28 protein-coding genes are annotated in these 26,011 nt (G+C 36.5%); 18 read left to right on the top strand and 10 right to left on the bottom strand.

The window, feature by feature from the left end; translation table 11 throughout:
- Positions 1-30: 30 nt before the first annotated feature.
- The 10 genes from GFU89_RS22435 to clpB all read right to left on the bottom strand — a co-directional run bounded on the left by GFU89_RS22435 (position 31) and on the right by clpB (position 9,519).
- Positions 31-1,044, bottom strand: a complete 1,014-nt coding sequence (locus GFU89_RS22435) for a zinc metalloprotease (protein WP_318849242.1) — start codon at positions 1,042-1,044, stop codon at positions 31-33.
- A gap of 496 nt (positions 1,045-1,540) precedes the next feature.
- Positions 1,541-2,545: a zinc metalloprotease gene (locus tag GFU89_RS22430; RefSeq protein WP_318849241.1), complete on the bottom strand. Its 1,005-nt coding sequence runs from the start codon at positions 2,543-2,545 to the stop codon at positions 1,541-1,543.
- A gap of 248 nt (positions 2,546-2,793) precedes the next feature.
- The gene (locus GFU89_RS22425; protein WP_318849240.1) at positions 2,794-3,435 is read right to left on the bottom strand and encodes a response regulator transcription factor; all 642 of its coding nucleotides are present in this window, start codon (positions 3,433-3,435) and stop codon (positions 2,794-2,796) included.
- Entirely contained in the window at positions 3,432-4,163 is a 732-nt protein-coding gene (locus GFU89_RS22420; RefSeq protein WP_318849239.1) for a sensor histidine kinase, read from the bottom strand. The genes GFU89_RS22425 and GFU89_RS22420 overlap by 4 nt, the downstream gene beginning before the upstream one ends.
- Before the next feature lie 32 nt (positions 4,164-4,195).
- Entirely contained in the window at positions 4,196-4,843 is a 648-nt protein-coding gene (locus GFU89_RS22415) for a hypothetical protein (protein WP_318849238.1), read from the bottom strand.
- 20 nt (positions 4,844-4,863) lie between these two features.
- Positions 4,864-5,421 (bottom strand): hypothetical protein, encoded by a 558-nt coding sequence (locus GFU89_RS22410; RefSeq protein WP_318849237.1) that lies wholly within the window; start codon positions 5,419-5,421, stop codon positions 4,864-4,866.
- A 203-nt stretch (positions 5,422-5,624) separates the two neighbouring features.
- The gene (locus GFU89_RS22405; protein WP_318849236.1) at positions 5,625-5,777 is read right to left on the bottom strand and encodes a hypothetical protein; all 153 of its coding nucleotides are present in this window, start codon (positions 5,775-5,777) and stop codon (positions 5,625-5,627) included.
- A gap of 140 nt (positions 5,778-5,917) precedes the next feature.
- A complete protein-coding gene (locus GFU89_RS22400) occupies positions 5,918-6,673 on the bottom strand; it encodes a hypothetical protein (RefSeq protein WP_318849235.1) in 756 nt (251 codons plus the stop codon).
- A complete protein-coding gene (locus GFU89_RS22395) occupies positions 6,633-6,824 on the bottom strand; it encodes a hypothetical protein (protein ID WP_318849234.1) in 192 nt (63 codons plus the stop codon). The genes GFU89_RS22400 and GFU89_RS22395 overlap by 41 nt, the downstream gene beginning before the upstream one ends.
- Positions 6,825-6,924: 100 nt before the next feature.
- Positions 6,925-9,519 (bottom strand): ATP-dependent chaperone ClpB, encoded by a 2,595-nt coding sequence (clpB, locus tag GFU89_RS22390; protein ID WP_318849233.1) that lies wholly within the window; start codon positions 9,517-9,519, stop codon positions 6,925-6,927.
- A gap of 372 nt (positions 9,520-9,891) precedes the next feature.
- Here clpB and GFU89_RS22385 point away from each other — a divergent pair, with 372 nt between their 5' ends.
- The 18 genes from GFU89_RS22385 (at position 9,892) to paaZ (ending at position 25,984) form a co-directional block, all read left to right on the top strand.
- Entirely contained in the window at positions 9,892-10,470 is a 579-nt protein-coding gene (locus tag GFU89_RS22385; RefSeq protein ID WP_318849232.1) for a TetR/AcrR family transcriptional regulator, read from the top strand.
- A 212-nt stretch (positions 10,471-10,682) separates the two neighbouring features.
- Positions 10,683-11,999 carry a phenylacetate--CoA ligase gene (locus tag GFU89_RS22380; protein ID WP_318849231.1) on the top strand — a complete coding sequence of 439 codons (1,317 nt, stop codon included), beginning with the start codon at positions 10,683-10,685 and terminating at the stop codon, positions 11,997-11,999.
- Positions 11,999-13,084 (top strand): 2Fe-2S iron-sulfur cluster-binding protein, encoded by a 1,086-nt coding sequence (locus GFU89_RS22375; RefSeq protein WP_318849230.1) that lies wholly within the window; start codon positions 11,999-12,001, stop codon positions 13,082-13,084. Before GFU89_RS22380 ends, GFU89_RS22375 begins: the two co-directional genes overlap by 1 nt.
- Positions 13,085-13,188: 104 nt before the next feature.
- Positions 13,189-14,127 (top strand): 1,2-phenylacetyl-CoA epoxidase subunit PaaA, encoded by a 939-nt coding sequence (paaA, locus tag GFU89_RS22370; protein ID WP_318849229.1) that lies wholly within the window; start codon positions 13,189-13,191, stop codon positions 14,125-14,127.
- A 162-nt stretch (positions 14,128-14,289) separates the two neighbouring features.
- Positions 14,290-14,571 carry a 1,2-phenylacetyl-CoA epoxidase subunit PaaB gene (paaB, locus tag GFU89_RS22365; RefSeq protein ID WP_034679196.1) on the top strand — a complete coding sequence of 94 codons (282 nt, stop codon included), beginning with the start codon at positions 14,290-14,292 and terminating at the stop codon, positions 14,569-14,571.
- Between the two features lie 88 nt (positions 14,572-14,659).
- Positions 14,660-15,409 carry a 1,2-phenylacetyl-CoA epoxidase subunit PaaC gene (gene paaC / locus GFU89_RS22360; RefSeq protein ID WP_318849228.1) on the top strand — a complete coding sequence of 250 codons (750 nt, stop codon included), beginning with the start codon at positions 14,660-14,662 and terminating at the stop codon, positions 15,407-15,409.
- A gap of 15 nt (positions 15,410-15,424) precedes the next feature.
- Positions 15,425-16,225 (top strand): alpha/beta hydrolase, encoded by an 801-nt coding sequence (locus tag GFU89_RS22355; protein ID WP_318849227.1) that lies wholly within the window; start codon positions 15,425-15,427, stop codon positions 16,223-16,225.
- 3 nt (positions 16,226-16,228) lie between these two features.
- The gene (paaD, locus tag GFU89_RS22350) at positions 16,229-16,693 is read left to right on the top strand and encodes a 1,2-phenylacetyl-CoA epoxidase subunit PaaD (protein ID WP_318849226.1); all 465 of its coding nucleotides are present in this window, start codon (positions 16,229-16,231) and stop codon (positions 16,691-16,693) included.
- Between the two features lie 152 nt (positions 16,694-16,845).
- Positions 16,846-17,646: an enoyl-CoA hydratase/isomerase family protein gene (locus GFU89_RS22345; protein WP_109739263.1), complete on the top strand. Its 801-nt coding sequence runs from the start codon at positions 16,846-16,848 to the stop codon at positions 17,644-17,646.
- A gap of 94 nt (positions 17,647-17,740) precedes the next feature.
- Positions 17,741-18,871: a 3-hydroxyacyl-CoA dehydrogenase NAD-binding domain-containing protein gene (locus GFU89_RS22340; protein ID WP_318849225.1), complete on the top strand. Its 1,131-nt coding sequence runs from the start codon at positions 17,741-17,743 to the stop codon at positions 18,869-18,871.
- A gap of 83 nt (positions 18,872-18,954) precedes the next feature.
- On the top strand, positions 18,955-19,263 hold the full coding sequence (locus GFU89_RS22335; protein ID WP_318849224.1) for a hypothetical protein: 309 nt from the start codon (positions 18,955-18,957) through the stop codon (positions 19,261-19,263).
- A gap of 5 nt (positions 19,264-19,268) precedes the next feature.
- Positions 19,269-19,682 carry a PaaI family thioesterase gene (locus GFU89_RS22330; RefSeq protein ID WP_236851732.1) on the top strand — a complete coding sequence of 138 codons (414 nt, stop codon included), beginning with the start codon at positions 19,269-19,271 and terminating at the stop codon, positions 19,680-19,682.
- Between the two features lie 31 nt (positions 19,683-19,713).
- The gene (locus tag GFU89_RS22325; protein ID WP_318849223.1) at positions 19,714-20,409 is read left to right on the top strand and encodes a DUF6624 domain-containing protein; all 696 of its coding nucleotides are present in this window, start codon (positions 19,714-19,716) and stop codon (positions 20,407-20,409) included.
- 61 nt (positions 20,410-20,470) lie between these two features.
- Positions 20,471-21,676: a 3-oxoadipyl-CoA thiolase gene (gene pcaF, locus GFU89_RS22320; RefSeq protein WP_318849222.1), complete on the top strand. Its 1,206-nt coding sequence runs from the start codon at positions 20,471-20,473 to the stop codon at positions 21,674-21,676.
- A 76-nt stretch (positions 21,677-21,752) separates the two neighbouring features.
- On the top strand, positions 21,753-22,346 hold the full coding sequence (locus tag GFU89_RS22315) for a transferase hexapeptide repeat family protein (protein WP_318849221.1): 594 nt from the start codon (positions 21,753-21,755) through the stop codon (positions 22,344-22,346).
- Positions 22,347-22,365: 19 nt separating this feature from the next.
- Positions 22,366-23,193 carry an alpha/beta hydrolase gene (locus tag GFU89_RS22310; protein WP_318849220.1) on the top strand — a complete coding sequence of 276 codons (828 nt, stop codon included), beginning with the start codon at positions 22,366-22,368 and terminating at the stop codon, positions 23,191-23,193.
- Positions 23,194-23,207: 14 nt separating this feature from the next.
- Positions 23,208-23,480 carry a hypothetical protein gene (locus GFU89_RS22305; protein WP_318849219.1) on the top strand — a complete coding sequence of 91 codons (273 nt, stop codon included), beginning with the start codon at positions 23,208-23,210 and terminating at the stop codon, positions 23,478-23,480.
- An 8-nt stretch (positions 23,481-23,488) separates the two neighbouring features.
- Positions 23,489-25,984, top strand: coding sequence for a phenylacetic acid degradation bifunctional protein PaaZ (paaZ, locus tag GFU89_RS22300; protein WP_318849218.1), 2,496 nt, complete (start codon positions 23,489-23,491; stop codon positions 25,982-25,984).
- The last annotated feature ends 27 nt before the right edge of the window (positions 25,985-26,011 follow it).

Here is a 26,011-nt window from a genome sequence, read left to right as displayed (position 1 = left end):
TTTTTATAATATTTCAACTGATGTTGTTAATTATCTTAAGCCAGATCTTGGACCGGATGCTGCTACTACAGCCTGCATTCTTGTTTTTTGATTAGCAGAGAACATCACCATAGATTTATCATCTACATAATCCATATAGTTCATGAACATTTGAGAACGGCTTACCCCTCCACAAACTCTGTTTAATGGATAAGTAGGATTCCCGTAGTTAGGGCCAGGAGACACTGGTGTGTCATTAGAGTAATCTGTTTGGCATCCTGTATCAGATGATCCCCAAAGGTGTGGTAAGTTTAGATAGTGACCTACTTCATGCGTTACTGTTCTTCCTAGGTTGAACGGAGCAGAAGCCCCTGTTTTTCCTATGTATTGATATCCTATAACAAGACCATCATACCATTCTCCTGCATTTTCCGGGTAATAAGCATAGCCTAAAGTTCCAGGCTGGTTATTTTCGTCAAGGATTGAATTGACAACCCAAATATTCATATTTTTAGTCACATCAGTAGCATCAATACCCCCTGTGCTCGCTTTTTTCATTTGCTCAAGATCAGATCTCCAGCCTGTTTTTGTACTTTGTTTGCGGTTCGTAGCAACTAGTTTAAAACGTATTTTTACATCTCCTGCTGCTGATGGCTGAAATGCAGAGGGAATTTTATTAATGTCAGAATTGGTAGCACCATAATCAGCATTCAGTACTGCAATTTGTTCTGCGATTCTTGCATCGGAAACATTTTGAGCGGAAGTGTTGTAAATTACATTAAAGACTACAGGAATCTCAACGGTTCCATCTGCAAGAACTTTCCCCAATTTAAGATTTTCAGTAAATTTTTCAGTTCCGAATTCAATATCGGCCATTTTTTGTTTAAGTGCAGGATTTTTCAGAAGCATTGCCTGTCTTATTCCTTCCGAAGGACAGCTTCTTTTAAGAGCGCTTGGAGCAGAAGCTTCCTGATCCAGTGGCATTTCATTTTGATTACTTAAGTTGTCGGTGTTACATGCCGACATAAGGCCCAGAACCAGGGCTCCGAATAAGAATTTTTTCATATCGTTATAATATAATTTGGTTGAGGATGTGAAATTATATTATTTAAAATTGATATGCAAATAAATTTACAAAATATTTAACGAATGTTCATTTAATGGGTGTTTTGATTGTGTTTATCTCAGTTTATATTAGCATTTATTAAATTTAAATCAATTCATTATATTTGTTTTATATTTCACGCATAAGTGTGTTTTTAAGTGTAAATAATTTTATACTCTATATGATTTGTAGGATATTTTTCATGAAAAACTAATTAATGGAAGTGTCTTAAAATCATACTTAAAATGATGTGTTTCATGCATCATTCTCATTTTAAGTTTTTTTACTGAATTATATGTTTTTAAATAAAAATAATATTGGTTATTCTTGGCTTTTTGCTGAATAAATTACTGAGCTAATAATAGAATGGTATTTCTGAATTTTAATCTAAAAAAGGGTATAAAAAAGTCTATCTCAAAGCTGGGATAGACTTTACAATATAATTTAAAATTTGTATTAATACACTCTCAATCCGGATCTTGCACCAGAAGATGCTACCACAGACTGCATTCTTGTTTTTTGTCCTGAAGAGAACATAAACATAGCTGCATCATCTACATAATCCATATAGTTCATAAACATTACAGATCTTTGTACACCGCTGCAAGTATTGTATAGAGGATAAGAAGGTTTTCCGTAATTCGCCGTAGTCTGTGTAGGAGTATCGCTCACGAGGTCGTTTCCGCAATTAGCATCACCCCAGATGTGTCTTAAGTTTAAATAGTGGCCTACTTCATGTGTTGCGGTTCTTCCCAGATTGAAAGGTGAAGATGCGCCGGTTTTTCCAAAATAAGGAGCACCAATTACAACACCGTCATTCCATAATCCTGAAGATTCCGGGAAGGTAGCATATCCAAGAATAGTACGGCCCTGGCTTGTCATTTTCCCTACGATCCAAATGTTTAGATAATTAGTAGGATTAGTAGCATCAATTCCTCCCTTGGAAGCTTTTTTCATATCATCATTAGTAGCCCAGCTGGTTTTTGTAGTGGATTTTCTAATGGTATTTACCAGTCTGAATTTTACTTTTGTATCACCAGAACTTACAGATTGAAATTCGGTGGGTATTTTGCTGGCATCGCTGTTGGTGCCAGAATAGTCAGCATTTAGTACTGCAATCTGTTCAGCGATTCTTGCATCAGAAACATTCTCTGCTGTAGTTTTGTATACTACATTTACAATGACAGGGATTTCTACTGTACCATCGGCAAGAACTTTTCCAACTTTCAGATCATTCGCGAATTTTTCTGTATTGGTTTCCAGTGCAGAAAATCTTTGTTGAAGTTCGGGGCTTTTTTTCAATGCCTCCTGTCTGATTTCTTCAGAAGCACACCCTCTTTGAGCTAAGCCGGCAGGTGCTGTTGGTTCATCAGCCGGGTTTTCATTTTGATTGGTGATGCTGTCATTGTTACATGCAGCCATTAAGCTGAGCATAATAGCTCCAAATAATAGTTTTTTCATATCAAAATCTTTTTGTTTGAGAATGTGAATTTATATTATCTGAATTTAATATCCAAATGTTTTTCTTAATTTATTGTATTGTTTGTAATTTTTTTATGTTTTTATTGATTTTAATTTAATGTTTTAGTGATTGTTTTAAATTTTAATCAATTTTAAAAAATGTATTATTGTGTTTTCTGTTTTTGATTATTTTGCATGAATACTTTTCGTTTAAATTTATTTTTAAAAGAATTTTTTCATAATGAATTTTAATTTGCAAAGCCATTTTTAATAGCAAATACAGCCAGCCCGACGCGGGTTTTCAAATCCAGTTTTTCACAAAGCTGATCGCGATAACTTTCCACGGTTCTTGGGCTGCAGCACATTCTGTCTGCTATTTCTTTATAGCTGAGTTCTGTTACTGTGTACTTAAGAAATTCTTTTTCTCTGTCGGAAATTCTTATAGCAATTTCAACTTCTGTTTCTTTATTAAGGTTAGAGAAAATAATTTTAGAAGCCCAGTCCGGATAAAAGAATCCGTCACTATTCAATCGGGTAAGTGCTGTTTCCAGATCTCTTGGGTGGGTGTTCTTTAAAAGGTAGCCTTTTGCCCCGCTTTTGATCATTTTGATCACACTGTTGTCATCACCCTGCATACTAAGTGCCATAATTTTAATGGCAGGATGGTTTTTAGTAAGCCAGGCAGCGGTTTCGAAACCGTCCATAATCGGCATACTGATATCTAAAAGAATGATGTCCGGAATGGTATTTCCCTCTTCAATTTTTTGAATGAGGTCTTTTCCGTTTTCGCACACATAGATGACTTCAAACTCGTTGAAATTACCAATAATGCCTTCCAGGGCTTTTGCGATAAGTATGTGGTCGTCAACAATTACAATTGATTTTTTCATGACTGTTTTTTAAAAATAATATTGAGATGGGTTCCCATGTTTTCCTGACTTTCCATGCGAAAACTAGCGCCTATGATTTCGGCTCTGTTTTTCATGTTTGTGAGGCCTATTCCGTTGGATTTGATCTGGGTGGTGTCAAACCCTGTTCCGTCATCGCGGATATCAAGTTCCCAAAGGATATCTTCGGAAGTATTCAGGCCGATGAAAATGTTTTTACAACCAGAATGTTTGATGCTGTTCTGAATGAATTCCTGAGTAATTCTGAGCAGCATATTTTTATGAACAAAACCTAGATCCAGCTGCTTAAAATTATGTTCAAAGCTTACATGGCACTTTTTAAAAGAATTGGTATTGTCTACTTCTTCCTGTATCAAAGTTACAATTTCCTTTTGGTTGATATTGTCGTCTGTCAGAGTTTTAGACAAACTTCTGAGATCCTGCAGAGACTGATTGATAATCTGAGAAACCTGATCAATCCTTTCACTGGCTTCCGGAGCTTTATTCTCATAAAGCATTTGTTGTACATACAAACTCACAAGGGTTAGTTTCTGGCCGATATTATCATGAAGCTCGCGCCCGATCTGCTGCATGGTAGCCTGCTGAATTTCCAATTGGGTAGCCAGAAGCTCTCTCTGATGAAGTTCGTTTTTCATCTCAATTTCAAGCAGATATTCTTTCTTTCGCTGTCTGTAATTCCGGATGTAAATAAATACAGCTATTACAAACATTAAAAAAAAGATGTTGAATGAAATAATCGTTATTAAGAGCTCTGTTTTCCCCATATGAATGAACTTGCAAATAAAATATACATCACTGCTCCTGAAACCTGGAAATAGATAAAGTAAATATCCCAGATATCTATATATTTCCACAGAAGAGAGTTGAATGTCATAAATGGCTGATTGGCAATGTAAAAAAGCGTTATTCCCAGATTAATATAAAACATTCTGTTTTTACTGAAATTGAGAATCTCAGATGAGTTAACCTGTTTGTAAAACTCCATAATGACGAGACCCATCAAAAGCAAACAGCCTATATTGTAGTTGAAAGAAAAGACTACTTTCTTTTCCGGGAAGAAAAGTGCCCTGAGAATATAAGATAAAATATATATGCCTGTCAAAATATAGAACAGTTTTACTTTCTTTAAAGATTCTTTTGCATACAGCCAATAAAAAAATATAAACTGTAATGGAATCACGAAGTAATTGTAAAAATTTATTCTGTCTATTTTAAGTGGTTTTTCTCCCCATTTTACAGCTGATTCACACAGAAAAATAAGAATGAGATAAATTGCCAGATATTTCCAGTGTTGTTTTTTTACACGGTTATAATAAATTATGGAGATTAAAGCGGCAAAGGCTTCTCCCCAATACATAAATGACGAAAAAATTTTTTGAATCTCAGTCATACTGTGTTTAAGAATGGTAATTAATAAGAAGTACCCATAGGTGGTGCTGGTGGAATAAGTGTTCCACTATTTTCTCCAAGGCCTGTATCATCACCCAATGGTCCTCCGTCATCATTACCATTGCCAGCTGGAGTGAAATTACGTGCATTTAGTGCTAAATTTGAATTATCTCCATTTGCCTGAAAAGGATTAAAATCAAAATCAACAATCTCTCCCGTCTCACTGGCTTTTTTCAAAGTAGGGATCATAACCAATGTATGTTTTCTGGCATAGGCTACCGGAACAGGGTGAGAGTCCATGATAGACCAGTTTTCTTCCTTCGGATACGTAGCATAATAAAATCTGATTCCCAGATCTTCTTCAGAAGTTGCAGGGTTTACTTTGGCTGCCTCTTCTTCAATTTTTGCAATAAAGCTTTTTAATTTCGGAAGATCAAACCAAATAGAATGGGCGTCCTGAATACCTAAAGCAGTATTAATTGCACTTAAATGGTTTTGACGGTAATTATCGATCAGAGCCTGGATAAGACTATTTGACATTGTTCCAGGTTGCAGCGGATTGTTTGATTCTGTATTCATAGCTTAACGTTTTACGGATGAAACTCAATTAATACGCAAATCTCGGAAAAAATATGGTAGAAAATGTATTCGTTAATAGGGAATTATACTATTATTTTTACCGTGTTTTTACGGATTGTATGTAAAGTATAATAATTTAGGATCACGCAAACGTGGATTTGTAATATAAAAAAGCGGAGAAAGTATATTTCTCCGCTTCTTCTTTAAATGCAGGCATATTTTTTCCAATCCCTGCAGACAAGTCCTGCAGTACAGCAAAGACCGGTAGGACAGCTCCAGTCATCACCACACATAACAGGGTATGGTTCGAATCCGCCATCGATTTTCTTTAATTCACTTCTTTTTAACTTTTTCATACTGATTTAGTTTTAGTTATTAGTTAATTTGTGTAGTAAATATAATAATATTTCACTAAATAATGAAAAAGCATATTGAATTGTTAACTGAAAAATTTTATTAGAAAGAATTTCAGATACTTTTTATAACAAAGTGTTGATTATTCTTGCATTTTAAAGTCACGGATGTTAATCAGTTGTAGCGTTTTGTCATTGATTTTCATTTCTATTCCTGAGCTTACCACCCAATAGGTTACAATCCACATCGGAATCTTATCATCATTTTTAAATTTTTGAGCGGTTTTCTGGGCATATTTTAAATAATTCGCTGTCATTTCTTTGGCCTGAATATCATTTATCCGGTCACTATTCCTTTTTATCATATTCGGGATATATTGTAGTATTAATTGATCACTGGCAGCAATTACCTGGGCTTTGTTGTGTTTGAATTCTTTTTCCCAGTCAGCTTCAAACAACAGTTTTCCAATAACATTATACTCTTTTGAAATTCCTGTTATCTCCTGTTCAGCTCCTTCCTGTAATGGAAGAATGAAAGAATCTGTTCTTTTCAGTTGCCCATTGCTGCTGAAGTATTGATTGGCTGTGGCTATTTTTTTATTATGAAGATATTCGCTGTATGTATCTTTTGTAAATGAATATTCTATTACTAAATCTTTATTCTCGGAAAGAATCATTTTTTGATCATCGGAATAGTAAAAACTATATCCTTTTCTGTTCATGGTAAAGTATGCATATTGCAGATAATATTGTCTGTTACTTTCTGCATTCTGAAGTGCTTCCTTGGTGATTGCTGATGGAGAAACTCCTTTTTTGATCCATTCCTGTCTTATGATATCATGCTTTATGGTATTTACACTATCCAGTTTTCTTTTTTGAATAATAGAAGTTGCCTTCATGAACAATATCAGGGTTATCCTTTACTGTGTCAAGATATTCTTTACACATATTCTTATAATCAGTGAGTGAGAATGGAGACGTTAGTTTATTCTGAGCGTTGACCAGAAGCGAGATCAATAAAAATGAAAAGGCGATTAGTTTTTCATACATCAACAAAAAATTAATTTTTAAATGTAATGAAAAAAAATAAGTGCCATAGATTTCTCTACAGCACTTATCCACAAAAATAATGTATATGAAAAAAACTATTTTATTGTTCAGTAGGTCTGAAAACCAAACCGGTTTCTATAAAATAATCAAGCGTGATTCTATCTCCGTCATTTACTTTTCCAGAAAGAATCTCTTTAGATAATTTGTTCAATACCTCCTGCTGGATCACTCTTTTTAAAGGTCTTGCCCCGAAAGCAGGATCATAGCCTTTATTCATCAGATAATCTACAGCATCCTGAGTGAAGGTCATAATGATGTTTCGTTTCGATAACATCTCATTGAATCCTCTCAATTGAAACTGGACGATTTTTCCAATCTCTTTTTTTCTTAAAGGCTGGAACAGTACAATTTCATCTATCCTGTTCAGGAATTCCGGACGTAGAGTCTGTTTCAGTAGATCAAAAACTTCTACTTTTGTTTTATCCACAATTTCATCCTGGTTTTCCTCCGTAAGATTCTCAAAATTTTCCTGAATAAGGTGTGAACCTAAATTCGAGGTCATAATGATAATAGAGTTTTTGAAGTTGACAAGGCGTCCTTTATTATCAGTGAGACGTCCATCATCCAAAACCTGTAGTAAAGTGTTGAAAACATCCGGGTGAGCCTTTTCAATCTCATCCAATAGTACCACAGAATATGGTCTTCTTCTTACCGCTTCAGTCAGTTGTCCGCCTTCATCATATCCTACATATCCAGGAGGGGCTCCTACCAGTCTCGAAACACTGTGACGTTCCTGATATTCACTCATATCAATTCTGGTCATATTGTTTTCGTCATCAAATAAGAACTCTGCCAATGCTTTTGCCAGCTCGGTTTTACCAACTCCTGTTGTTCCCAGGAATAAGAAAGATCCGATAGGTTTTTTATCATCGCTTAATCCCGCTCTGTTTCTTCTGATGGCATCGGCAACAGCCTGAATCGCTTCATCCTGTCCTACGACTCTGTGGTGCAGTTCAGATTCCAGATTCAATAACTTGTCTCTTTCAGACTGTAATAATTTGGTTACGGGAATCCCTGTCCATTTACCAATCACTTCAGAGATGTTTTCAGCGGTAACTTCTTCTTTGATCAGCTCATTCTGATGGTTCTGCATTTCCAACTCCATCTTGGTAAGCTCTTCCTCTTTTTCACGAAGTTTTCCATACTGGATCTCCGCTACTTTTGCATAATCTCCGGCTCTGGAAGCTCTTTCTGCTTCGTGTTTCAGAGATTCAATATCTTTTTTGATCTGGGTAAGATCTTCACTTTTCTGTTTTTCTTTCAGCCATTTGGCATTGATCTCATTTCTCTGCTCAGAAATTTTCGCAATATCCTCTTTCAGATGATCTATTTTGGTCTGGTTGCCTTCTCTCGAAATAGCTGCCAGTTCAATTTCCAACTGCATTAGTTTTCTATCCAGAACGTCCAGTTCTTCCGGCTTGGAATTGATTTCCATTCTTAGCTTAGCAGAAGCTTCATCAATAAGGTCAATGGCTTTGTCCGGTAAAAAACGGTCTGAAATATATCTCTGAGACATTTCTACAGCAGCAATAATTGCTTCATCTTTGATTCTTACCTTGTGGTGAGCTTCATATTTATCTTTAATACCACGAAGGATTGAAATAGCAGATTCAGTATCCGGTTCTTCTACCATTACCTTCTGGAAACGTCTTTCCAACGCTTTGTCTTTTTCAAAATACTTTTGGTACTCATTCAGCGTCGTTGCTCCAATCGCTCTTAATTCACCTCTTGCCAAAGCAGGTTTTAAGATGTTGGCAGCATCCATTGCTCCTTCGCCGCCACCAGCACCCACTAACGTGTGGATTTCGTCAATGAAAAGTATAATCTGTCCGTCAGATTTGGTAACTTCATTCACAACAGATTTCAGACGCTCTTCAAATTCACCTTTGTATTTGGCTCCGGCGATCAAAGCACCCATATCTAATGAGAACAACGTTTTATCCATCAGGTTTTCAGGGACGTCACCATTGATAATTCTGTGGGCAATTCCTTCGGCAATAGCTGTTTTACCCACACCTGGTTCCCCGATAAGGATTGGGTTGTTTTTTGTTCTTCTGGAAAGGATCTGTAAAACCCTTCTGATTTCTTCATCACGCCCGATTACGGGATCCAGTTTACCTTCTGCTGCTAATTCATTGAAGTTTTTAGCATATTTATTTAAAGATTGGTAGGTTTCTTCTGAGCTGGCAGAAGTTGCTTTACTTCCTTTTCTTAATTCTTTTATAGCGCCTTCCAACAGATTTTTGGTTACACCCATATCTTTCAGCATTTTGGATGCTTCAGAGCTGGTTTCCAAAAGAGATAACCATAAATGCTCAATTGTTACATATTCATCACCCATCTTTTTCGCGATATTGGGTGCATCAAGCAATACTTTGTTGGCAGATTGTGAAAGGTAAATGTTTCCTCCCTGTACTTTTGGAAGTTTTTCTAAATTTTCACGGTTGCGCTCCCTTACCAAATTGGCATCTGCTTCAGATTTTTTAAGCAGGAAAGGCGATATATTTTCATCTACCTGAAAGATTCCTTCAAGAAGATGTTGAGGTTCGATACTTTGGTTGCCCAATTCCATAGCAATCTGCTGTGCTGCCTGGATGGCTTCCTGTGATTTTACTGTATATTGGTTCAAGTTCATATCTTATCTATTTTTGGTTATGATTTGTTCAAAGTTTAGTTTTAAAAAAACATCAAGAAACCAAATTTTAAGGCTCAGTTTCTTAATGCTATCAATTATTTAATCATTTAATCGAAGGCTATACCGCAAAAACTGTTCAATTATTAAATTTATAAAAAAGTAGGACAAATTTTCCGGATATTGTATTTTTAACGCAATATTAACTGGACAGAATTTCCGATTTCGTAATATTTTATTTGAAATCCATGAACAAATCGTCACATCATGAGAGAGAACTTCCATTGTGTGAATCTGAAAATGGGTGAATTTGCTTGATGGAAGTGTTAAAATTCAGCTTTTTATTTTAGAATAATTACTTTTGCATTTTACCAGATGGAACTAAAAGAAAAACAGAGAAAAATATTAGACGTAGCAGTAGAGCTTTTCAAAGAGAAAGGGTATATGGGGAGTTCTGTAAGAGACCTGGCTACGAAACTCAATATCAAGGCAGCATCGCTGTATGCACACATTCGTTCAAAGGAAGAAATTCTGGAATGGATATGTTTTGGCATTGCTCAGGAGTTTTTCGATGAACTTCAGGAAGTAAAAAATACGGATATCGCTCCAAGAGAAAAACTGAATCTGTTACTGGATAAGCACTTATCCGTTGTTCTTAAAAACCGCGATGTTACTCACATTTATTCTAATGAATGGCGGCATCTGGAAGAAAAACTTCCCGAATTTGTAGAGCTAAGAAAAAATTATCAGCAGGAAGTTGAGCAACTCATTTCCGAGATCTACAATGCAGAAAATTGGGAGCTGAAATCACCATCATTTACGACAAGATTTATCCTTCATACTTTAAATAATTCTTATTTCTGGTTCAAAAGAAGCAGCAATTCCACGGATAAAATAACTGATGAAATAAGGGAAAAGATTCTTTTTGGCCTATTGGGAAATCAGAAGAGTTAAACAGTTTTTGTCTTTCTGACGAAGAAAGGGTCTCTTTCGAGCATTTAATAAAAGATTCTTTACTACACTTTGGTTCGTTCAGAATGACATAGTATCCAGTTTTAATTTACTTTTCTTATTTAGAATCGTTCAAAATATGACGAAAGTCATAAAAATTTTGCCAGCTTATAAAATCTTTTTAAATTTACACCTAACAAATGTTAGTTAGTTTTATGGATTTTGCAGTTGAATATCTGGAGCTGGGTCAGTTGAGACAGCTTCAATCCGACCGGTTGATGAGTTTGATCAACTATTTGGGGGAGAAATCGGAATTTTATAAAAAGAAATTTGATGAATTACAAATATCTCCACAGGATATAAGGTCGATTGAAGATATCAGGAAACTTCCTATTACTTACAAACAGGATTTAAGAGATAATTATCCATTTGGTTTATTTACCGTTCCTAAATATGAACTTCAGCGTATTCATTGCTCAAGCGGAACTACAGGAAAACCAACGGTGGTAGGATATACAAAAGAAGATGTAGAGCTTTTCAGTGAAGTGGTAGCAAGATCCTTAAATGCTGCAGGAGCGAAACCGGGAATGCAGCTGCATAATGCTTATGGTTATGGGATTTTTACAGGAGGATTAGGACTTCATTACGGAGCAGAAAAACTGGGAATGAGTGTTCTTCCTATTTCAGGAGGAATGACGGCGAGACAGGTAGATCTGATTGTAGATTTTAAACCGGAAGTGATTTGCTGTTCTCCATCCTATGCGTTGACTATTGCGGATGAATTTGCCAAGAGAGGAATTTCTGCAGATCAAATCAGTCTTAAATATGCTGTACTGGGTTCAGAGCCATGGACGGAAATTATCAGAGGCCACATTGAAGAAAGATTAGGTGTTCATGCAACCAATATCTATGGGTTGAGTGAAATTATCGGTCCTGGAGTTTCAATGGAAGATTTTGAAGAAAAAGGAGGGTCATATATCTGGGAAGATCATTTTTACCCTGAAATTTTAGATCCGGTTACCAAACAGCCGGTTCCTTTCGGAGAAGACGGTGTATTGGTGATTACAACATTAACGAAAAAAGCAATGCCGCTTCTGCGTTACTGGACCAATGATATTACAAGCCTTTACTATGATGAAAATGCAAAAAGAACGATGGTGAAAATGAAACCCATTGTTGGAAGAGCAGATGATATGCTGATTGTAAGAGGGGTAAATGTCTATCCGAGCCAGATTGAAGATGCTTTCTCCTATGTAGAAGGAGTGGTGCCAAATTACTATCTGACGCCTATCGAAAAAGAACACATGTGTATTGCTTTGGATATTGATGTTGAAATAGATGATGAGCTGGTAAAGGAGCAAAAAATAGGTGCCAATACCGATGATTATTTTAATTTTGTCGGGAACTTTGGAAAAAACATAGAAAACGAAATAAAAAAACGGGTAGGAATCACCACGAAAGTGAAAGTTCATGCTCAGGACAGCCTGCCGAAGTGCGAAGGTGGAAAAATTAATAGAATACTTAAAAAATAATGAATTCATTTTATAAACTTAAAACAGTTAAAGTTCAGAAAGATACTTCCGAAGCAGTAAGTGTAGCGGTGGAAATTCCTGAAGAACTGAAAGATAAGTTCAGATTCAAACAAGGGCAGTATCTGAATTTCCGAATGATGATCAACGGAAATGAAGAAAGACGTTCTTACTCTATCTGCAATGCTCCAAGTGAAAAAAGCAATACGTTGGAAGTATTGGTGAAATTGCTTGAGGGTGGAAAAGTATCAGGCTATTTCAATGAGCATCTTCACATGGATGAAGTTCTGGAAGTAATGCCTCCGATGGGTGGTTTTAATACTTCTTATCATCCTACAAACGTAAAAACGTACGTTGGTTTGGCAGCAGGAAGCGGAATTACGCCTGTTTTATCCAATATTAAAGAAAGCCTTTACCAGGAACCTAACAGTAATGCTTACCTGTTCTATAGTAACAGAAGTATGAATCATATTTTAAGAAAAGCTGAAATTGATAAACTGGTAGAACATTTCAATGGCCGATTAAAGGTGATTTATCTGGTAAGCCGTGAAAAACATGAAGATCCCGTTTTTGAAGGAAGAATTTCTTCTGAAAAACTGGAGCAGCTATTTGAAAGATACACAGATATTGATGTAAAAGAAGCTACTTATTTCATCTGCGGACCTTCAGAAATGATCAAGGGAATTGCAGATTACCTGAAGAAAGATAAAAAAGTACCTGCTATCCAGGTTTTATTTGAATATTTTACTGCTCCGGATGAAGAAAATACGGAGGAAATGAGTGATGAATTCAAGGCAATTGCTAATATCGAAAGTATGGTAACGGTAATTATCGATGATGATGAATATTCATTCCACCTTAATTCTAAAAAAGAGAGTATCTTAGATAAAGCATTGAAAGACAATCTTCCTGTGCCTTTTGCATGTAAAGGAGGAGTTTGCTGTACGTGTAAAGCGGAAGTTTTGGAAGGAGAAGTTTTCATGGAGAAAAACTACGCACTTACCGAAGAAGAAGTGGCCAGAGGCTTCGTTCTTACCTGTCAATGTCACCCGACAACAAATGTGGTGATGCTTAATTATGATGTTTAATTCAATTTGAAAATGAGTCAATGTGCTAATTTGAAAATGTGACTATTGCAGATTAATTTTCAAATTACCTAATTCTCAAATTATTAATTTCAAATTCAAAAATTATGGACTTAGAAAAATTTGTACAATACGTACATGACGAAAATAAAGTAGAACCAAAAGATGTAATGCCCGATGATTACAGAAAACTATTGGTTCGTCAGATTTCACAGCATGCCCATTCCGAGATTGTAGGAATGCTCCCGGAAGCGAACTGGATTTCCAGAGCACCTTCATTGAGAAGAAAAATGGCTCTTTTGGCTAAAGTTCAGGATGAAGCAGGCCACGGGTTATACCTTTATTCAGCAACAGAAACATTAGGAAACGGAACCATCAGAGCTGACAGAGATGCAACTTACGATGATATGCTGGAAGGAAAAGCAAAATATTCAAGTATTTTCAACTATCCTACTTTAAGCTGGGCAGATATAGGAGCAATCGGCTGGTTGGTAGATGGTGCAGCCATTATGAACCAGGTAATGCTGATGGGGAATTCTTACGGTCCTTATTCCAGAGCAATGGTGAAAATCTGTAAAGAAGAATCTTTCCACCAAAGACAAGGGTATGAGATTTTAATGGCACTTTGCCGTGGTACCAAACAACAGAAAGAAATGGCTCAGGCTTCGTTAAACCGTTTCTGGTGGCCGGCTTTGATGATGTTCGGACCCAATGACGACAGCTCGCCAAACTCTAAAATCTCTATGAATTACAGAGTAAAAAGAGAAAGTAACGACAGCCTTCGTCAGAGATTTATCGACGTTACTGTTTCTCAGGCAGAATTCTTAGGATTAACTGTTCCGGATAAAGACCTGAAGTGGAATGAAGAAAGACAACATTATGATTTCGGAGAACTTCCTTGGGGTGAATTCATGGAAATCTTAAAAGGAAACGGACCTTGTAATAAAAAGCGTATCGAAACGAAGAGAAAGGCTCAAAGAGAAAATTCTTGGGTGAAAGAAGCCGCGATAGCTTTTGCAGAGAAACAACAAAAAGAAGTACTATAATATTTGATTTAAACCATTAAGATTTTATTTAGGAATTAAGCTAATTAAGAAAATCATTTTGATTTTAAAATTAAAGCGAAGCTAAACTTAACATTCTTAACAGCTTAATTGGACTTAATGGTTCAGGAATTAAAATTCAAAATTTAAAATTAAAATTTGACTATGGCAAATTTAGATATGTGGGAAGTGTTTATTCAAACTAAACCGGGATTATCTCACAAACACGTTGGAATTGTACAGGCACCAACAGCAGAAATGGCTTTGCAGAACGCAAGAGACGTTTATACAAGAAGAAAAGAAGGAACTTCTGTTTGGGTGGTTCCAAGTAAATATATTGTAACCTCAGAAGGAATCGACAAAGAAGCTTTCTTTGATCCGGCTGATGACAAACTATACCGTCACCCGACTTTCTACGATATTCCAAACGATGTAAAAAATATGTAATCAATAAAGATTTTAAGATGTGAGATATCAGATGCCAGACTTTTGTCAATCTGAAATCTAGTGTCTGAAATCTGAAATCTACTAAACAATGAACCCATTATATAATTATTTATTAAAACTAGCAGACGACAGTTTCATTATGGGACAGCGTTTGTCTGCGTGGTGCGGTGAAGGTCCTTATTTAGAGGAAGATATTGCATTGACGAACATTGCGTTGGATGAGCTGGGACAAGCTAACAACTTTTATGTTTACGCGTCAAGAGTAATCGACAACGGTAAAAGTGAAGACGATTTAGCCTTTCTAAGATACGAACACGAATATGTAAATGCACACTGGACAGAACTTCCAAATGAAGACTATGCCCAGACCATTCTGAAAGTCTACGTTTTTGCCGTGTATCAGAAACTGATGTATGAAGCATTGTCAAATTCTGCAGACGAAGAACTTTCGGCTATTGCTCAAAAATCATTAAAAGAAGTAAGATATCATTATACTCATACTGCATCATGGATGAAAATTTTTGCCCAGGGTACAGAAGAAAGTAAATCCCGCGTGCTAAAGGCAATTGAAGATATCTGGGAATATACAAAAGGCCTTTTTGCTAAAACAGAAGGTGAAGATGATCTTGTTGCTTTGAACATCGTTCCGAATGCAGATGCTCTTTACGAAGAATTTATTGCCATTACAAAGAAAGATTTTGCAGATTTTGGGTTGGAATATCCAGAAAATCCTTTCATGCAGCCAAAATCAAGAACAGGATATCATACAGAATATTTCGGATTTATTCTTTGTGAACTTCAGTATATGCAGAGAGCGTATCCGGGTTGTACTTGGTAACAAGGCATGAGGAAAATGCTGCTTGGAATATTTGCTTTTTTTCTTATCGCATATGTGATGTTATGTGTAGGAATCTATTTCTATCAGGAGAAAATTATTTTTTATCCTGAAAAATTACCGGAAAATTATAAATTTAATTTTACTGGTGATTTTGAAGAAATAACGGTAATGACACAAGATAAAAAACATTTAAACTCTGTTTTATTTAAAGCTCAAAACCCTAAAGGAGTAATTTTTTACCTTCATGGGAACGCAGGGTCATTAAAAGAATGGGGCGGAGTAGCTGAACTGTATACCAATATGAACTATGATACTTTCATATTAGATTACAGAGGGTACGGAAAAAGTGAAGATAAAATTAAGAATAAAGAGCAGCTTTTTTCGGATGTTGAGAGTGCTTACAAAGAACTTTTGAAAAGATATCCGGAGAACAAAATTATTATTTTAGGATATTCTGTAGGAACGGGCTTAGCTGCAAAATTAGCATCAATGCAGAACGCAAGATTATTGATTTTACAGGCTCCGTATTATAGTATGGAAGATGAAATGAGTCAAAAATTTTCATTTCTGCCTAAGTTTTTACTGAAATATAATTTTGAAACTGGTGAATATTTAAAAACCGTTAAGTCACCAGTTGTTATTTTTCATGGTGATAAAGATGAGGTTATTCATTATAAAGCATCTTTAAAACTTAAAAATAACTTTAAAAAGGATGATAGCCTGATTGTATTAAAAGATCAGTATCACAACGGAATAACAGATAATTTGGATTATCAGAATGCAATGAAAGTAATTCTTGATTCTGATAAAAAATAAAATATGAATCAGCTTTTAGATTTATTAAAAACAATCCCCGATCCGGAAATTCCGGTCATTGATATCGTGGAATTGGGAATCGTAAGAGATGCACAGATTACAGGTGAACACACTTGTGAAGTGACGATTACGCCTACTTATTCTGCCTGTCCTGCAATGTTTACCATTGAAGAGGACATTATCAAAATGATGAAGGAAAACGGATGGGAAGCAAAAGTAGTAACCAAGATGTTTCCGATCTGGACAACGGACTGGATTACTGATGAAGCAAGAGAAAAACTCCGTGTTTACGGAATCACTCCTCCCGAAAAAGGAGCAGACGAACATCATATCGGGAAACCGAAAAAATGTCCTCGCTGTGGTTCTGAACATACCAAGCAGATCAGCAGATTTGGGTCTACCTTGTGTAAGGCTTCTTATCAATGTTTAGACTGCCTGGAGCCTTTTGATTATTTTAAATGTCATTAAGTGTAACAATAGATTAATGTACAATTTATCAATAAAACTGACGGATATGCAGAGCATAACGATGCTGTTGTTAGATTGTTAAAATCTTAGGTTGTTACATGAATTTATATTGTTAAATTAGTGCGTTGTTAAATAATAAATTAATAAAAACTATGTATACACAACTCGATATCGAAACGCATTTTGACGGGAAGCTTAAAATCGCATATCTGAATCAACCGGAAACAATGAATGCCCTTACAAAGCCAGCTTTATCAGATCTTAGAGATTTTGTTAAAGAATGCAGCGAGGACGAAACAGTAAGATGTGTTGCCATTTCTGGAAGAGGAAGAGCGTTTTGCTCAGGTCAGAATCTGGATGAAGCATTTGTGGCAGGCAAAGAACACCATGATCATGACATCATCAGAAAAATTGTGGTAGATTATTATAACCCTTTAGTGTTGGAAGTTACCCGTTGCAAAAAACCGGTTATTGCTTTAGTAAACGGTCCTGCAGTAGGAGCCGGAGCGATGTTGGCTTTAATCTCCGACTTCGTTTTAGCGAACGAGAAAGCGTATTTTGCTCAGGCATTTTCAAATATCGGTTTGATTCCTGATACAGGAGGAACTTACTTCTTACCGAAGCTTTTAGGTAGACAATTGGCCAATTATTTAGCATTTACAGGTAAAAAATTATCTGCAGAAGAATCTAAAACTCATGGTCTTGTTGCTGAGGTTTTCACTGAGGAAGAGTTCGTTCCAAAATCTATGGAAATTCTTGAAAGAATGGCAAACATGCCGACAGCAGCGCTTAAGCTTACGAAAAAAGCTTTTGCAAGTTCTTATACCAATACATTGAAAGAACAGCTTGAGCTGGAAGGAGATCTTCAGCAGGAAGCTGCAGGAACAGAGGACTTCTTTGAAGGAGTAAATGCCTTTTTACAGAAAAGAAAACCTAATTATAAAGGAAAATAAATTTCGTATTAATGTATTCATGTAAAATGTATTAATGATTTTTTAAAACGATTTACATGAATACATTTTACATTAATACATTGTACAAATAAAAATGAATATTGGAATTATTGGGGCGGGAACCATGGGCGTAGGAATTGCTCAGGTAGCTGCAACAGCAGGATGCAAAGTCGTTTTATTCGACGCTAATGCTCCGCAAATTGATAAAGCGCTTTCAGGTTTAGAAAAGACTCTTCAAAAGCTGACTGAGAAGGGTAAAATCTCTCAGGAAAAAGCAGCAGAGATTACAAACAATATCGTGAAAGGTGAAGCATTACAGGATTTAAAAGATTCTGATCTGGTGATCGAAGCGATTATTGAAAACAAAGACATTAAAACCAAAGTGTTTACAGAACTTGAAACGTATGTTTCAGAAAACTGTATCATCAGTTCCAATACCTCATCTATTTCTATCACCTCTCTGGGTGCAGAACTAAAGAAACCGGAGCGTTTCATCGGAATTCACTTTTTCAATCCGGCTCCACTGATGCCTTTAGTGGAAGTTATTCCATCCTTATTAACAGAAAAAACTTTAGCAGAAAAAATATACAACCTCATGAAAAAATGGGGGAAAATGCCTGTTATTGCTAAAGATATCCCTGGATTTATCGTCAACAGAATTGCCAGACCTTACTATGGGGAAGGGCTGAGGATTGTTGAAGAAAACATTGCTACACCGGAACAGGTGGATGATGCAATGAAAACCCTTGGGAACTTCAAAATGGGACCTTTCGAACTGATGGATCTCATTGGAGTTGACGTGAATTTTGCAGTAACAACAACGGTTTACAAAGATTATTTCTATGACCCGAAATACAAACCGTCTCTATTACAGCAAAGAATGTCTGAAGCAAAACTTCACGGAAGAAAAACAGGAAAAGGTTTCTACGATTACAGTGAAGGAGCAGAAAAACCTGTTGCTCAAAAAGACGATGCTTTGTATCAGCAGATCTTTTTAAGAATCATTTCAATGTTGATCAATGAAGCGGTTGAAGCCAAAAGATTGGGCGTTGCGAATGACGAAGATATTGAACTTGCTATGCAGAAAGGAGTAAATTATCCAAAAGGATTATTAAGCTGGGGTAAAGAAATCGGATACGCAAAAATCTCCGAAACCTTACAAAATCTTTATGAAGAGTATCAGGAAGAAAGATACAGACAAAGCCCTTTACTGAGAAAACTATAAAAATAGTTAAATCTGCTAGTGAATTGTCATGCTGAGCAAAGTCGAAGCATCTCTCAAGTAGATTATTATATCAAAAAAACTTCATGAATATAGATGAATTCAGAGCCGAGCTGGAAACCAGACTTTTAATTGAGAAACAATACTTAACTCAGGAAGCTTCCTCTGTCAATGCTGGGGAAAGACTCGAGCTGCTAGGAAAGTTTAATGAAAAATATAAAGAGCTGATCAAAAGATTAGCCAATGAAAACGGAATTGATTTAAATGCATCCTTCCCTTCTGAAAATTCATCAGACTCAGAAAATCTTTCATACGAACAAATCATTCTGGGTAAAACAATGAGTGTGTACGACAGGTTATCTGATGAGCTGTATGAAGAAATAACAAACATATAATAGAAATGAATCCAAGACAAGTAGCAGATTATATGTTCAATCAGGATTATTTTTCCCAGTGGATGAATATCAAAATGATTGAAGTAAAAGAAAATTACTGTTTAATAGAAATGCCTATCAAGAAAGATATGATTAATGGGCTTAAAACAGTTCACGGTGGAGTTACCTTTGCTTTTGCAGACTCAGCGCTGGCATTTTCTTCCAACAATACAGGTGATGCTGCAGTAGCATTGAACTGTATCATCAATTTTACCAAAGCTGGGAAAGAAGGCGATGTTTTCAGAGCCGAAAGTATTTTGGTGAATGATACCAGAAAAACTGCGGTTTATGACATTCAGATTACCAATCAAAATCAGGAGCTGATTGCAAAATTTGTAGGAACAGTCTATAAAATCGGAAAAAAAGTAACCGACTTGTAAAAAACTAAAACCATACACCAGATTAAACAAAATGAGAAAGATATTTCTACTGCTTTTCGGGATTTCAGCTTTTCTGATGAATGCCCAGCAGAAAGTAAATGAAGCTTTGAAAAAAGAGCTGGATGAAATCATGAAGGAGGATCAGGGCTTCAGAATGCTTTATACTTCTGATACAACACCTGAGAAACGAAATGAGATCCTGAAAGATTTAAATATTGATCAAAAAGAATTTGAGAAGAGAGGATGGGAAATGGTGGCAGAACATGATAGTTTGAATATGAAGACAATCGAACGTATTATTGCTCAACATGGCTATCCAGGAAAAACACTTGTGGGAGAACCTACAAACCATGCTGCGTGGTACGTAATTCAGCATTCAGTCAAAATAGGAAAATATTTGCCTCTCATTAAGGAAGCCGGGGAAAAGAAGGAAATTCCGTTTACCTTGGTTGCCATGATGGAAGACCGATATCTGATGAATGAAAATAGAGAGCAGATCTACGGTACACAGGGAAAAGGTGAAATGACCAAAGATAAGGACGGAAAACAAATCTTTGTCAATTTTATTTGGCCTGTAAAAGATCTTCAAAATGTTAATAAAAGAAGAAAAGAAGCAGGTTTCGATTCTACTTTTGAAGAAAATGTCAAAAGAATATATGGGCCAGACTTCAAATATGAACCCTATACTTTAAAGCAGGCTTTAGAACTAAGAAATAAAAACAAATAAATAGAAAAGAGGAATTTGATAATTTTAAATTATTGCATTATCCTATTTTCAAATTAAAATTATGAACAACGTATACATCATAGACTATGTCAGAACTCCCATCTCAAAACTGCAGGGAGGATTATCAGAAGTAAGAGCAGATGATTTGGCAGCTATTGTTATTAAAGAAGTCGTGGCAAGAAATCCTGAAGTTCCTGTAGAGGAAATTGAGGATGTTATTTTCGGATGTGCCAATCAGGCGGGAGAAGATAATAGAAACGTAGCAAGAATGGGACTTTTATTGGCTGGACTTCCTTATAAAATTGGAGGAGAGACGGTAAATAGACTTTGTGCTTCGGGAATGTCTGCAGTAGCGAATGCATTCCGTTCCATTGCCGCCGGAGAAGGAGAAATTTATATTGCAGGAGGAGTAGAGCATATGACGCGTTCTCCTTATGTGATGTCAAAACCTGGGGCTGCTTTCGGAAGAGACAGCCAGATGTTTGATACCACTTTCGGATGGCGTTTTATCAATCCTAAAATGAAGGAAATGTATGGTGTTGAGGGAATGGGAGAAACCGCTGAAAATTTGGCAGATATCCACCAGATCAACAGAGAAGATCAGGATAAATTTGCCCTTTGGTCTCAGCAGAAAGCTACAAAAGCTCAGGAAAGCGGAAGACTGGCAGAAGAAATTGTAAAAGTTGAAATTCCTCAGAGAAAAGGAGATCCTATTATTTTCGAAAAAGATGAATTCATTAAGCCAACGTCTTCTATGGAAGGTCTTGCAAAACTTCGTCCTGCTTTCAGAAAAGAGGGAACAGTAACTGCTGGAAACGCTTCAGGAATGAATGATGGTGCAGCAGCTTTGATTTTAGCAAGTGAAGAAGCCGTGAAAAAATATGGATTAAAACCAAAAGCTAGAATTTTAGGATCATCCGTAGCCGGAGTAGAGCCAAGAATTATGGGAATCGGCCCGGTAGAAGCTACTCAGAAACTATTGAAGAGACTGAATCTTTCTCTGGAAGATATGGACATTATTGAACTAAACGAAGCATTCGCAGCTCAGGCACTTGCAGTAACAAGAAGTCTGGGATTAAACGATGATGACTCAAGAATAAATCCAAATGGAGGAGCAATTGCAATTGGTCACCCACTGGGAGTTTCCGGAGCCAGAATTATTGGTTCTGCAGCAATGGAACTTCAAAAACAGGATAAAAAATATGCATTGTGTGCTCTTTGTATCGGTGTAGGACAAGGATATGCAATGGTGATTGAAAAATTATAATTAATTTGAAAGGATAAAGATATTAGAGTCAGAAAAATGTCTGACATCTTACATCTGCTATCTGAAATCTAAAAATATGAACATCTACTCATACCACGGGATTCGTCCCATTATAAAACCCTCTGCTTACATTCATCCGCAGGCAGTCATTATCGGGAATGTAGAAATAGGTGAGGAAGTATATATTGGTCCCAATGCGGTAATCCGTGGGGACTGGGGGAAAATTATCATCAAAGACGGAGCCAATGTGCAGGAAAACTGTACTCTTCATGTCTTCCCGAATATAGAAACCATACTTGAAGAATCCGCACACATCGGGCATGGAGCGATCATTCATTCCGGGCATATTGGTAAAAACTGCTTAATCGGAATGAATTCTGTGGTAATGGACAAAGCGTATATCGGTGACGAAAGTATCGTTGGAGCATTGGCCTTTGTACCTGCCAATTTCAGATGTGAACCCAGAAAACTGATCGTTGGAAGCCCAGCGAAAGTGATCCGTGATGTATCTGACGAAATGATTCACTGGAAAACAGAAGGAACAAAACTATATCAGGAACTGGCAAGAGAAGGAAAAGAAGCCATTCTGCCTTGTGAGCCTTTTACAGAATATATTAAGCAGATCCCAACGAAAATTGTTGATTACAGCATCTGGGATGATATAAAATAATGACCATTTAAAATTAAATATGATTAAAAAAATTGCACTTATATGCAGCATGGTGTTGGCGATGAATAGTGTAGTGTCAGCACAGACTGTTACGACAAAACCGCTTACAATAGGAGAAGTGAGGACCATTAAGTCCAAAACCTTAAATGAAGACAGAACGTTGAATATTTATCTTCCACAAGGATTTGATAAAACAAAATCATACCCGGTGATCTATCTGTTAGATGGAAGTATGAATGAAGATTTTATTCACGTGACAGGATTAGTACAATTCTTTAATCAGATGTATTCCATGCCGGAAGCTATTGTTGTGGGAATTGCTAATGTAGACAGGAAAAGGGATTTTACCTTTCATACGGATTTAAAAGACTTGCAGAAAGACTATCCTACAACAGGACATTCTGATAAGTTCATTGCTTTCCTTGAAAAAGAATTAAAACCTTATGTTGAAAGTCAGTTTAAAACAACCGATAAATACCTTTTCGGACAATCTTTGGGAGGACTTTTGGCAACAGAGATCCTTTTAAAGAAACCAGAAATGTTCAATAACTACTTTATCATCAGCCCAAGCTTATGGTGGGATGATGAAAGCCTTTTAAAACAGGCTCCTCAATTACTTGCAAAATCTCCGGATACTAAAAAATTCGTTTATGTTTCTGTAGGAAAAGGAGAACATCCGGTGATGGTAAAAGATGCCGAAGCTTTCTATGATGTTTTGAAAAAAGCAGGAAAGAAAAACTGGACATTGGAATATAAAATGATGGAAACAGATAATCATGCAACCATTCTTCACAGAAGTTTATATGAAGGATTGGTGAAGATGTTTCCCTATCAGGAACCTAAATAAATCAGTTTCATTTGATGAACATTCTGAAAAAATATTGGATCGGAATATTGATTTTTATAATCATTATGAATGCTGTAGGGTTCTATCTGGTAAAAGAGTCAATAGGAATTTCAGATGCTTTGGAACATGTTGAATCAGATGAGGTAATTGCTAAACTAAAGCGTAAAGATTATTTCTATACATTATTTGTTGAAATTGTCATCATTTTAGATGGTTGGCTGGCGCTTTTTATCCCTTATTTGATTATTAGAAACTTTATTAAAAAGATTAATCTAAGCAAAAAGTAAAAAACTATATGGAAAAGTTAAAAAACTATATCTACGGAGAATGGGTAGAAGGTACCGGAAGCGGAGTTCCTTTATACAATGCCGTTACAGGAGAGCAGGTAGCTGTTTCTGATACTGAAGGGCTTAATTTTGAGCAGGCTCTTGACTACGGAAGAACGGTAGGATACAAAAACCTTTCTTCAATGACTTTCTACGACCGTGGAGAAATGTTGAAAAAAGTGGCTCTTTACCTGTTAGAAAGAAAGAAAAAATATTACGACTTATCATATAAAACCGGAGCTACACACGTTGATTCATGGGTGGATATTGAAGGAGGTTTCGGAACTTTCTTTACTTACTCCGGATTGGCAAAAAGAATGCTTCCTAATACTTCATTTTGGGTAGACGGAGATACTCAGAAAATTTCAGCTAACGGAACTTTCTTAGGAACTCATATTTTAACGCCTAGTGAAGGAGTTTCTGTACAGATCAATGCCTATAACTTTCCGGTGTGGGGAATGTTGGAAAAACTTTCAACTTCCTTATTGGCAGGAGTACCTTCCATTGTGAAGCCATCTCCTTTCGGATCTTATCTTACGAATGCTGTATTTCAGGATATGATTGAAAGTGGAGTACTGCCTGAAGGTGCCGTGCAGTTAGTGTGCGGTGAACCGGGAAATATTCTGGATTATATACAAGACGGAGACTCTGTATTATTCACAGGATCTGCCCACACAGGTAGAAAATTGAAATCAATGCCTTCTATCGCTGGAAATGCAGTTCGTTTCAACATGGAAGCAGATTCATTGAACTGTTCTATCCTTGGATTGGAAGCAAAACCGGGAACTCCAGAATTTGACCTATTTATCAAAGAAGTTCGTAACGAAATGACCACGAAAGCAGGACAGAAATGTACAGCGATCAGAAGAATTATTGTTCCTGAACATTTAATAGGTGACGTTCAGAATGCTTTGTCTAAAGCTTTAGATCAGACTAAAATCGGAAACCCATTAAGCAGAGAAACCAAAATGGGATCTTTGGTGGGAAGACAGCAATATGAAGAAGTTCTGAGAAAAGTAAACCTATTAAAATCAGAAACAGAACTTGTCTATGACGGAAAACACGAACTGGTAGATGCCAACTATGAGAATGGTGCATTTATGAGCCCGAAATTATTCCTGAACGACAAGCCTTTCGAAAAAAATATCTCTCACGATGTAGAAGCTTTCGGGCCGGTATCTACATTAATGCCATATAAAGATGCTGAAGAAGCAGCGGCTTTGGCAAAAAGAGGAAAAGGAAGTTTAGTAGGATCTATCATTTCTCATGACGAAAACTTTATCGCTGAAACATCATGGAAAATGGCTTCTCAACATGGTAGAATCTTTGTACTGAACAGAGATAATGCCAAAGAAAGCACAGGTCACGGTTCTCCACTTCCTACATTAATGCACGGAGGTCCTGGTAGAGCAGGTGGTGGTGAGGAAATGGGAGGTCTGAGCGGTCTTCATTTCTTCTTACAGAAAACAGCTATTCAGGGATCACCAGATGTACTGAAAGCAATTACTAAAATCTATCAGCAGGGCGCAGAGAAAAAATTCTCTGACAAACATCCTTTCCAGAAATATTTTGAGGAAGTTGAAGTTGGAGATTCTCTTGAAACAGCAGGAAGAACAGTTACGGATGCAGATATCGTTAATTTCTCCAATGTTTCATGGGATCATTTCTATGCCCACACTGATGCCACAAGTTTATCAGGAACAATCTTTGATAAAACGGTAGCTCACGGATATTTCATCCTTTCAGCAGCAGCAGGATTATTTGTTTCCGGGAAAAAAGGACCTGTTATTGCCAATTATGGATTGGAAGACTGTAGCTTCTTCAAACCGGTATATGCCGGAGATACCATCACTGTTTATTTAACTGCAAAAGAAAAAATCAACAGAGGAGTAAAAGGAAGAAACATTCCTTCAGGGGTTGTAAAATGGCTGGTTGAAGTTGTAAACCAAAGAGATGAGGTAGTTTGCGTGGCAACGATCCTGACATTGGTGGCAAAACAATCTCCTTTTATCGATCTGAATGTGAAAAATGTTCAGAAAATGTTGAATGGATTAACGGAAAGTACACCTGCACTTTGGGGGAAAATGTCTCCACAACAAATGATTGAACATTTAGAAAAGGCGGTCTTGGTGAGTTTTGGAGAACCAGAAGCAGAGAAATGTTTTACTCCTGAAGAACATCTTGAAAAATGGCAGGATTCTCTTTACAATCACAGAGCAATGCCGAAAGAATTTACGGCTCCGTTCCTTCCACAGGATGGCTCACTTCCAGAACCAACACACAGAAATCTGGAAGCTGCAAAACAATCGTTTATGGATAACCTGAAGAAGTTTGTAATCTATTACAAAGAAAATCCACAGGCAGAACATATGAATTATGTATTCGGAAAACTGAATAAAGAAATGTGGGAACTGATGCACAAAAAGCATTTTACTCATCACTTCCAGCAGTTTGGATTGATTTAATTCAAAATAATGATAAAAATTTCCCTT

Source organism: Chryseobacterium sp. JV558, from assembly GCF_033712365.1.
Classification (GTDB): domain Bacteria; phylum Bacteroidota; class Bacteroidia; order Flavobacteriales; family Weeksellaceae; genus Chryseobacterium.
Note: the sequence above shows the minus strand (reverse complement) of the source record. Positions and strands in the feature narration are given on the sequence as shown.

Excerpts from the sequence above, each read along its gene's own strand:
- GFU89_RS22325 (WP_318849223.1), top strand. The coding sequence starts at position 19,714 with ATGAGAAAGATATTTCTACTGCTTTTCGGGATTTCAGCTTTTCTGATG.
- GFU89_RS22395 (WP_318849234.1), bottom strand. The coding sequence starts at position 6,824 with ATGTATGAAAAACTAATCGCCTTTTCATTTTTATTGATCTCGCTTCTG.
- GFU89_RS22345 (WP_109739263.1), top strand. The coding sequence starts at position 16,846 with ATGTATACACAACTCGATATCGAAACGCATTTTGACGGGAAGCTTAAA.
- paaC (WP_318849228.1), top strand. The coding sequence starts at position 14,660 with ATGAACCCATTATATAATTATTTATTAAAACTAGCAGACGACAGTTTC.
- GFU89_RS22400 (WP_318849235.1), bottom strand. The coding sequence starts at position 6,673 with ATGAAGGCAACTTCTATTATTCAAAAAAGAAAACTGGATAGTGTAAAT.
- paaB (WP_034679196.1), top strand. The coding sequence starts at position 14,290 with ATGGCAAATTTAGATATGTGGGAAGTGTTTATTCAAACTAAACCGGGA.
- paaA (WP_318849229.1), top strand. The coding sequence starts at position 13,189 with ATGGACTTAGAAAAATTTGTACAATACGTACATGACGAAAATAAAGTA.
- GFU89_RS22430 (WP_318849241.1), bottom strand. The coding sequence starts at position 2,545 with ATGAAAAAACTATTATTTGGAGCTATTATGCTCAGCTTAATGGCTGCA.
- GFU89_RS22315 (WP_318849221.1), top strand. The coding sequence starts at position 21,753 with ATGAACATCTACTCATACCACGGGATTCGTCCCATTATAAAACCCTCT.
- GFU89_RS22415 (WP_318849238.1), bottom strand. The coding sequence starts at position 4,843 with ATGACTGAGATTCAAAAAATTTTTTCGTCATTTATGTATTGGGGAGAA.
- GFU89_RS22375 (WP_318849230.1), top strand. The coding sequence starts at position 11,999 with ATGAATTCATTTTATAAACTTAAAACAGTTAAAGTTCAGAAAGATACT.
- GFU89_RS22410 (WP_318849237.1), bottom strand. The coding sequence starts at position 5,421 with ATGAATACAGAATCAAACAATCCGCTGCAACCTGGAACAATGTCAAAT.
- pcaF (WP_318849222.1), top strand. The coding sequence starts at position 20,471 with ATGAACAACGTATACATCATAGACTATGTCAGAACTCCCATCTCAAAA.
- GFU89_RS22330 (WP_236851732.1), top strand. The coding sequence starts at position 19,269 with ATGAATCCAAGACAAGTAGCAGATTATATGTTCAATCAGGATTATTTT.
- GFU89_RS22305 (WP_318849219.1), top strand. The coding sequence starts at position 23,208 with ATGAACATTCTGAAAAAATATTGGATCGGAATATTGATTTTTATAATC.
- GFU89_RS22405 (WP_318849236.1), bottom strand. The coding sequence starts at position 5,777 with ATGAAAAAGTTAAAAAGAAGTGAATTAAAGAAAATCGATGGCGGATTC.
- paaZ (WP_318849218.1), top strand. The coding sequence starts at position 23,489 with ATGGAAAAGTTAAAAAACTATATCTACGGAGAATGGGTAGAAGGTACC.
- clpB (WP_318849233.1), bottom strand. The coding sequence starts at position 9,519 with ATGAACTTGAACCAATATACAGTAAAATCACAGGAAGCCATCCAGGCA.
- GFU89_RS22385 (WP_318849232.1), top strand. The coding sequence starts at position 9,892 with ATGGAACTAAAAGAAAAACAGAGAAAAATATTAGACGTAGCAGTAGAG.
- GFU89_RS22420 (WP_318849239.1), bottom strand. The coding sequence starts at position 4,163 with ATGTTTGTAATAGCTGTATTTATTTACATCCGGAATTACAGACAGCGA.
- GFU89_RS22355 (WP_318849227.1), top strand. The coding sequence starts at position 15,425 with ATGCTGCTTGGAATATTTGCTTTTTTTCTTATCGCATATGTGATGTTA.
- GFU89_RS22340 (WP_318849225.1), top strand. The coding sequence starts at position 17,741 with ATGAATATTGGAATTATTGGGGCGGGAACCATGGGCGTAGGAATTGCT.
- GFU89_RS22380 (WP_318849231.1), top strand. The coding sequence starts at position 10,683 with ATGGATTTTGCAGTTGAATATCTGGAGCTGGGTCAGTTGAGACAGCTT.
- paaD (WP_318849226.1), top strand. The coding sequence starts at position 16,229 with ATGAATCAGCTTTTAGATTTATTAAAAACAATCCCCGATCCGGAAATT.
- GFU89_RS22310 (WP_318849220.1), top strand. The coding sequence starts at position 22,366 with ATGATTAAAAAAATTGCACTTATATGCAGCATGGTGTTGGCGATGAAT.
- GFU89_RS22335 (WP_318849224.1), top strand. The coding sequence starts at position 18,955 with ATGAATATAGATGAATTCAGAGCCGAGCTGGAAACCAGACTTTTAATT.
- GFU89_RS22425 (WP_318849240.1), bottom strand. The coding sequence starts at position 3,435 with ATGAAAAAATCAATTGTAATTGTTGACGACCACATACTTATCGCAAAA.
- GFU89_RS22435 (WP_318849242.1), bottom strand. The coding sequence starts at position 1,044 with ATGAAAAAATTCTTATTCGGAGCCCTGGTTCTGGGCCTTATGTCGGCA.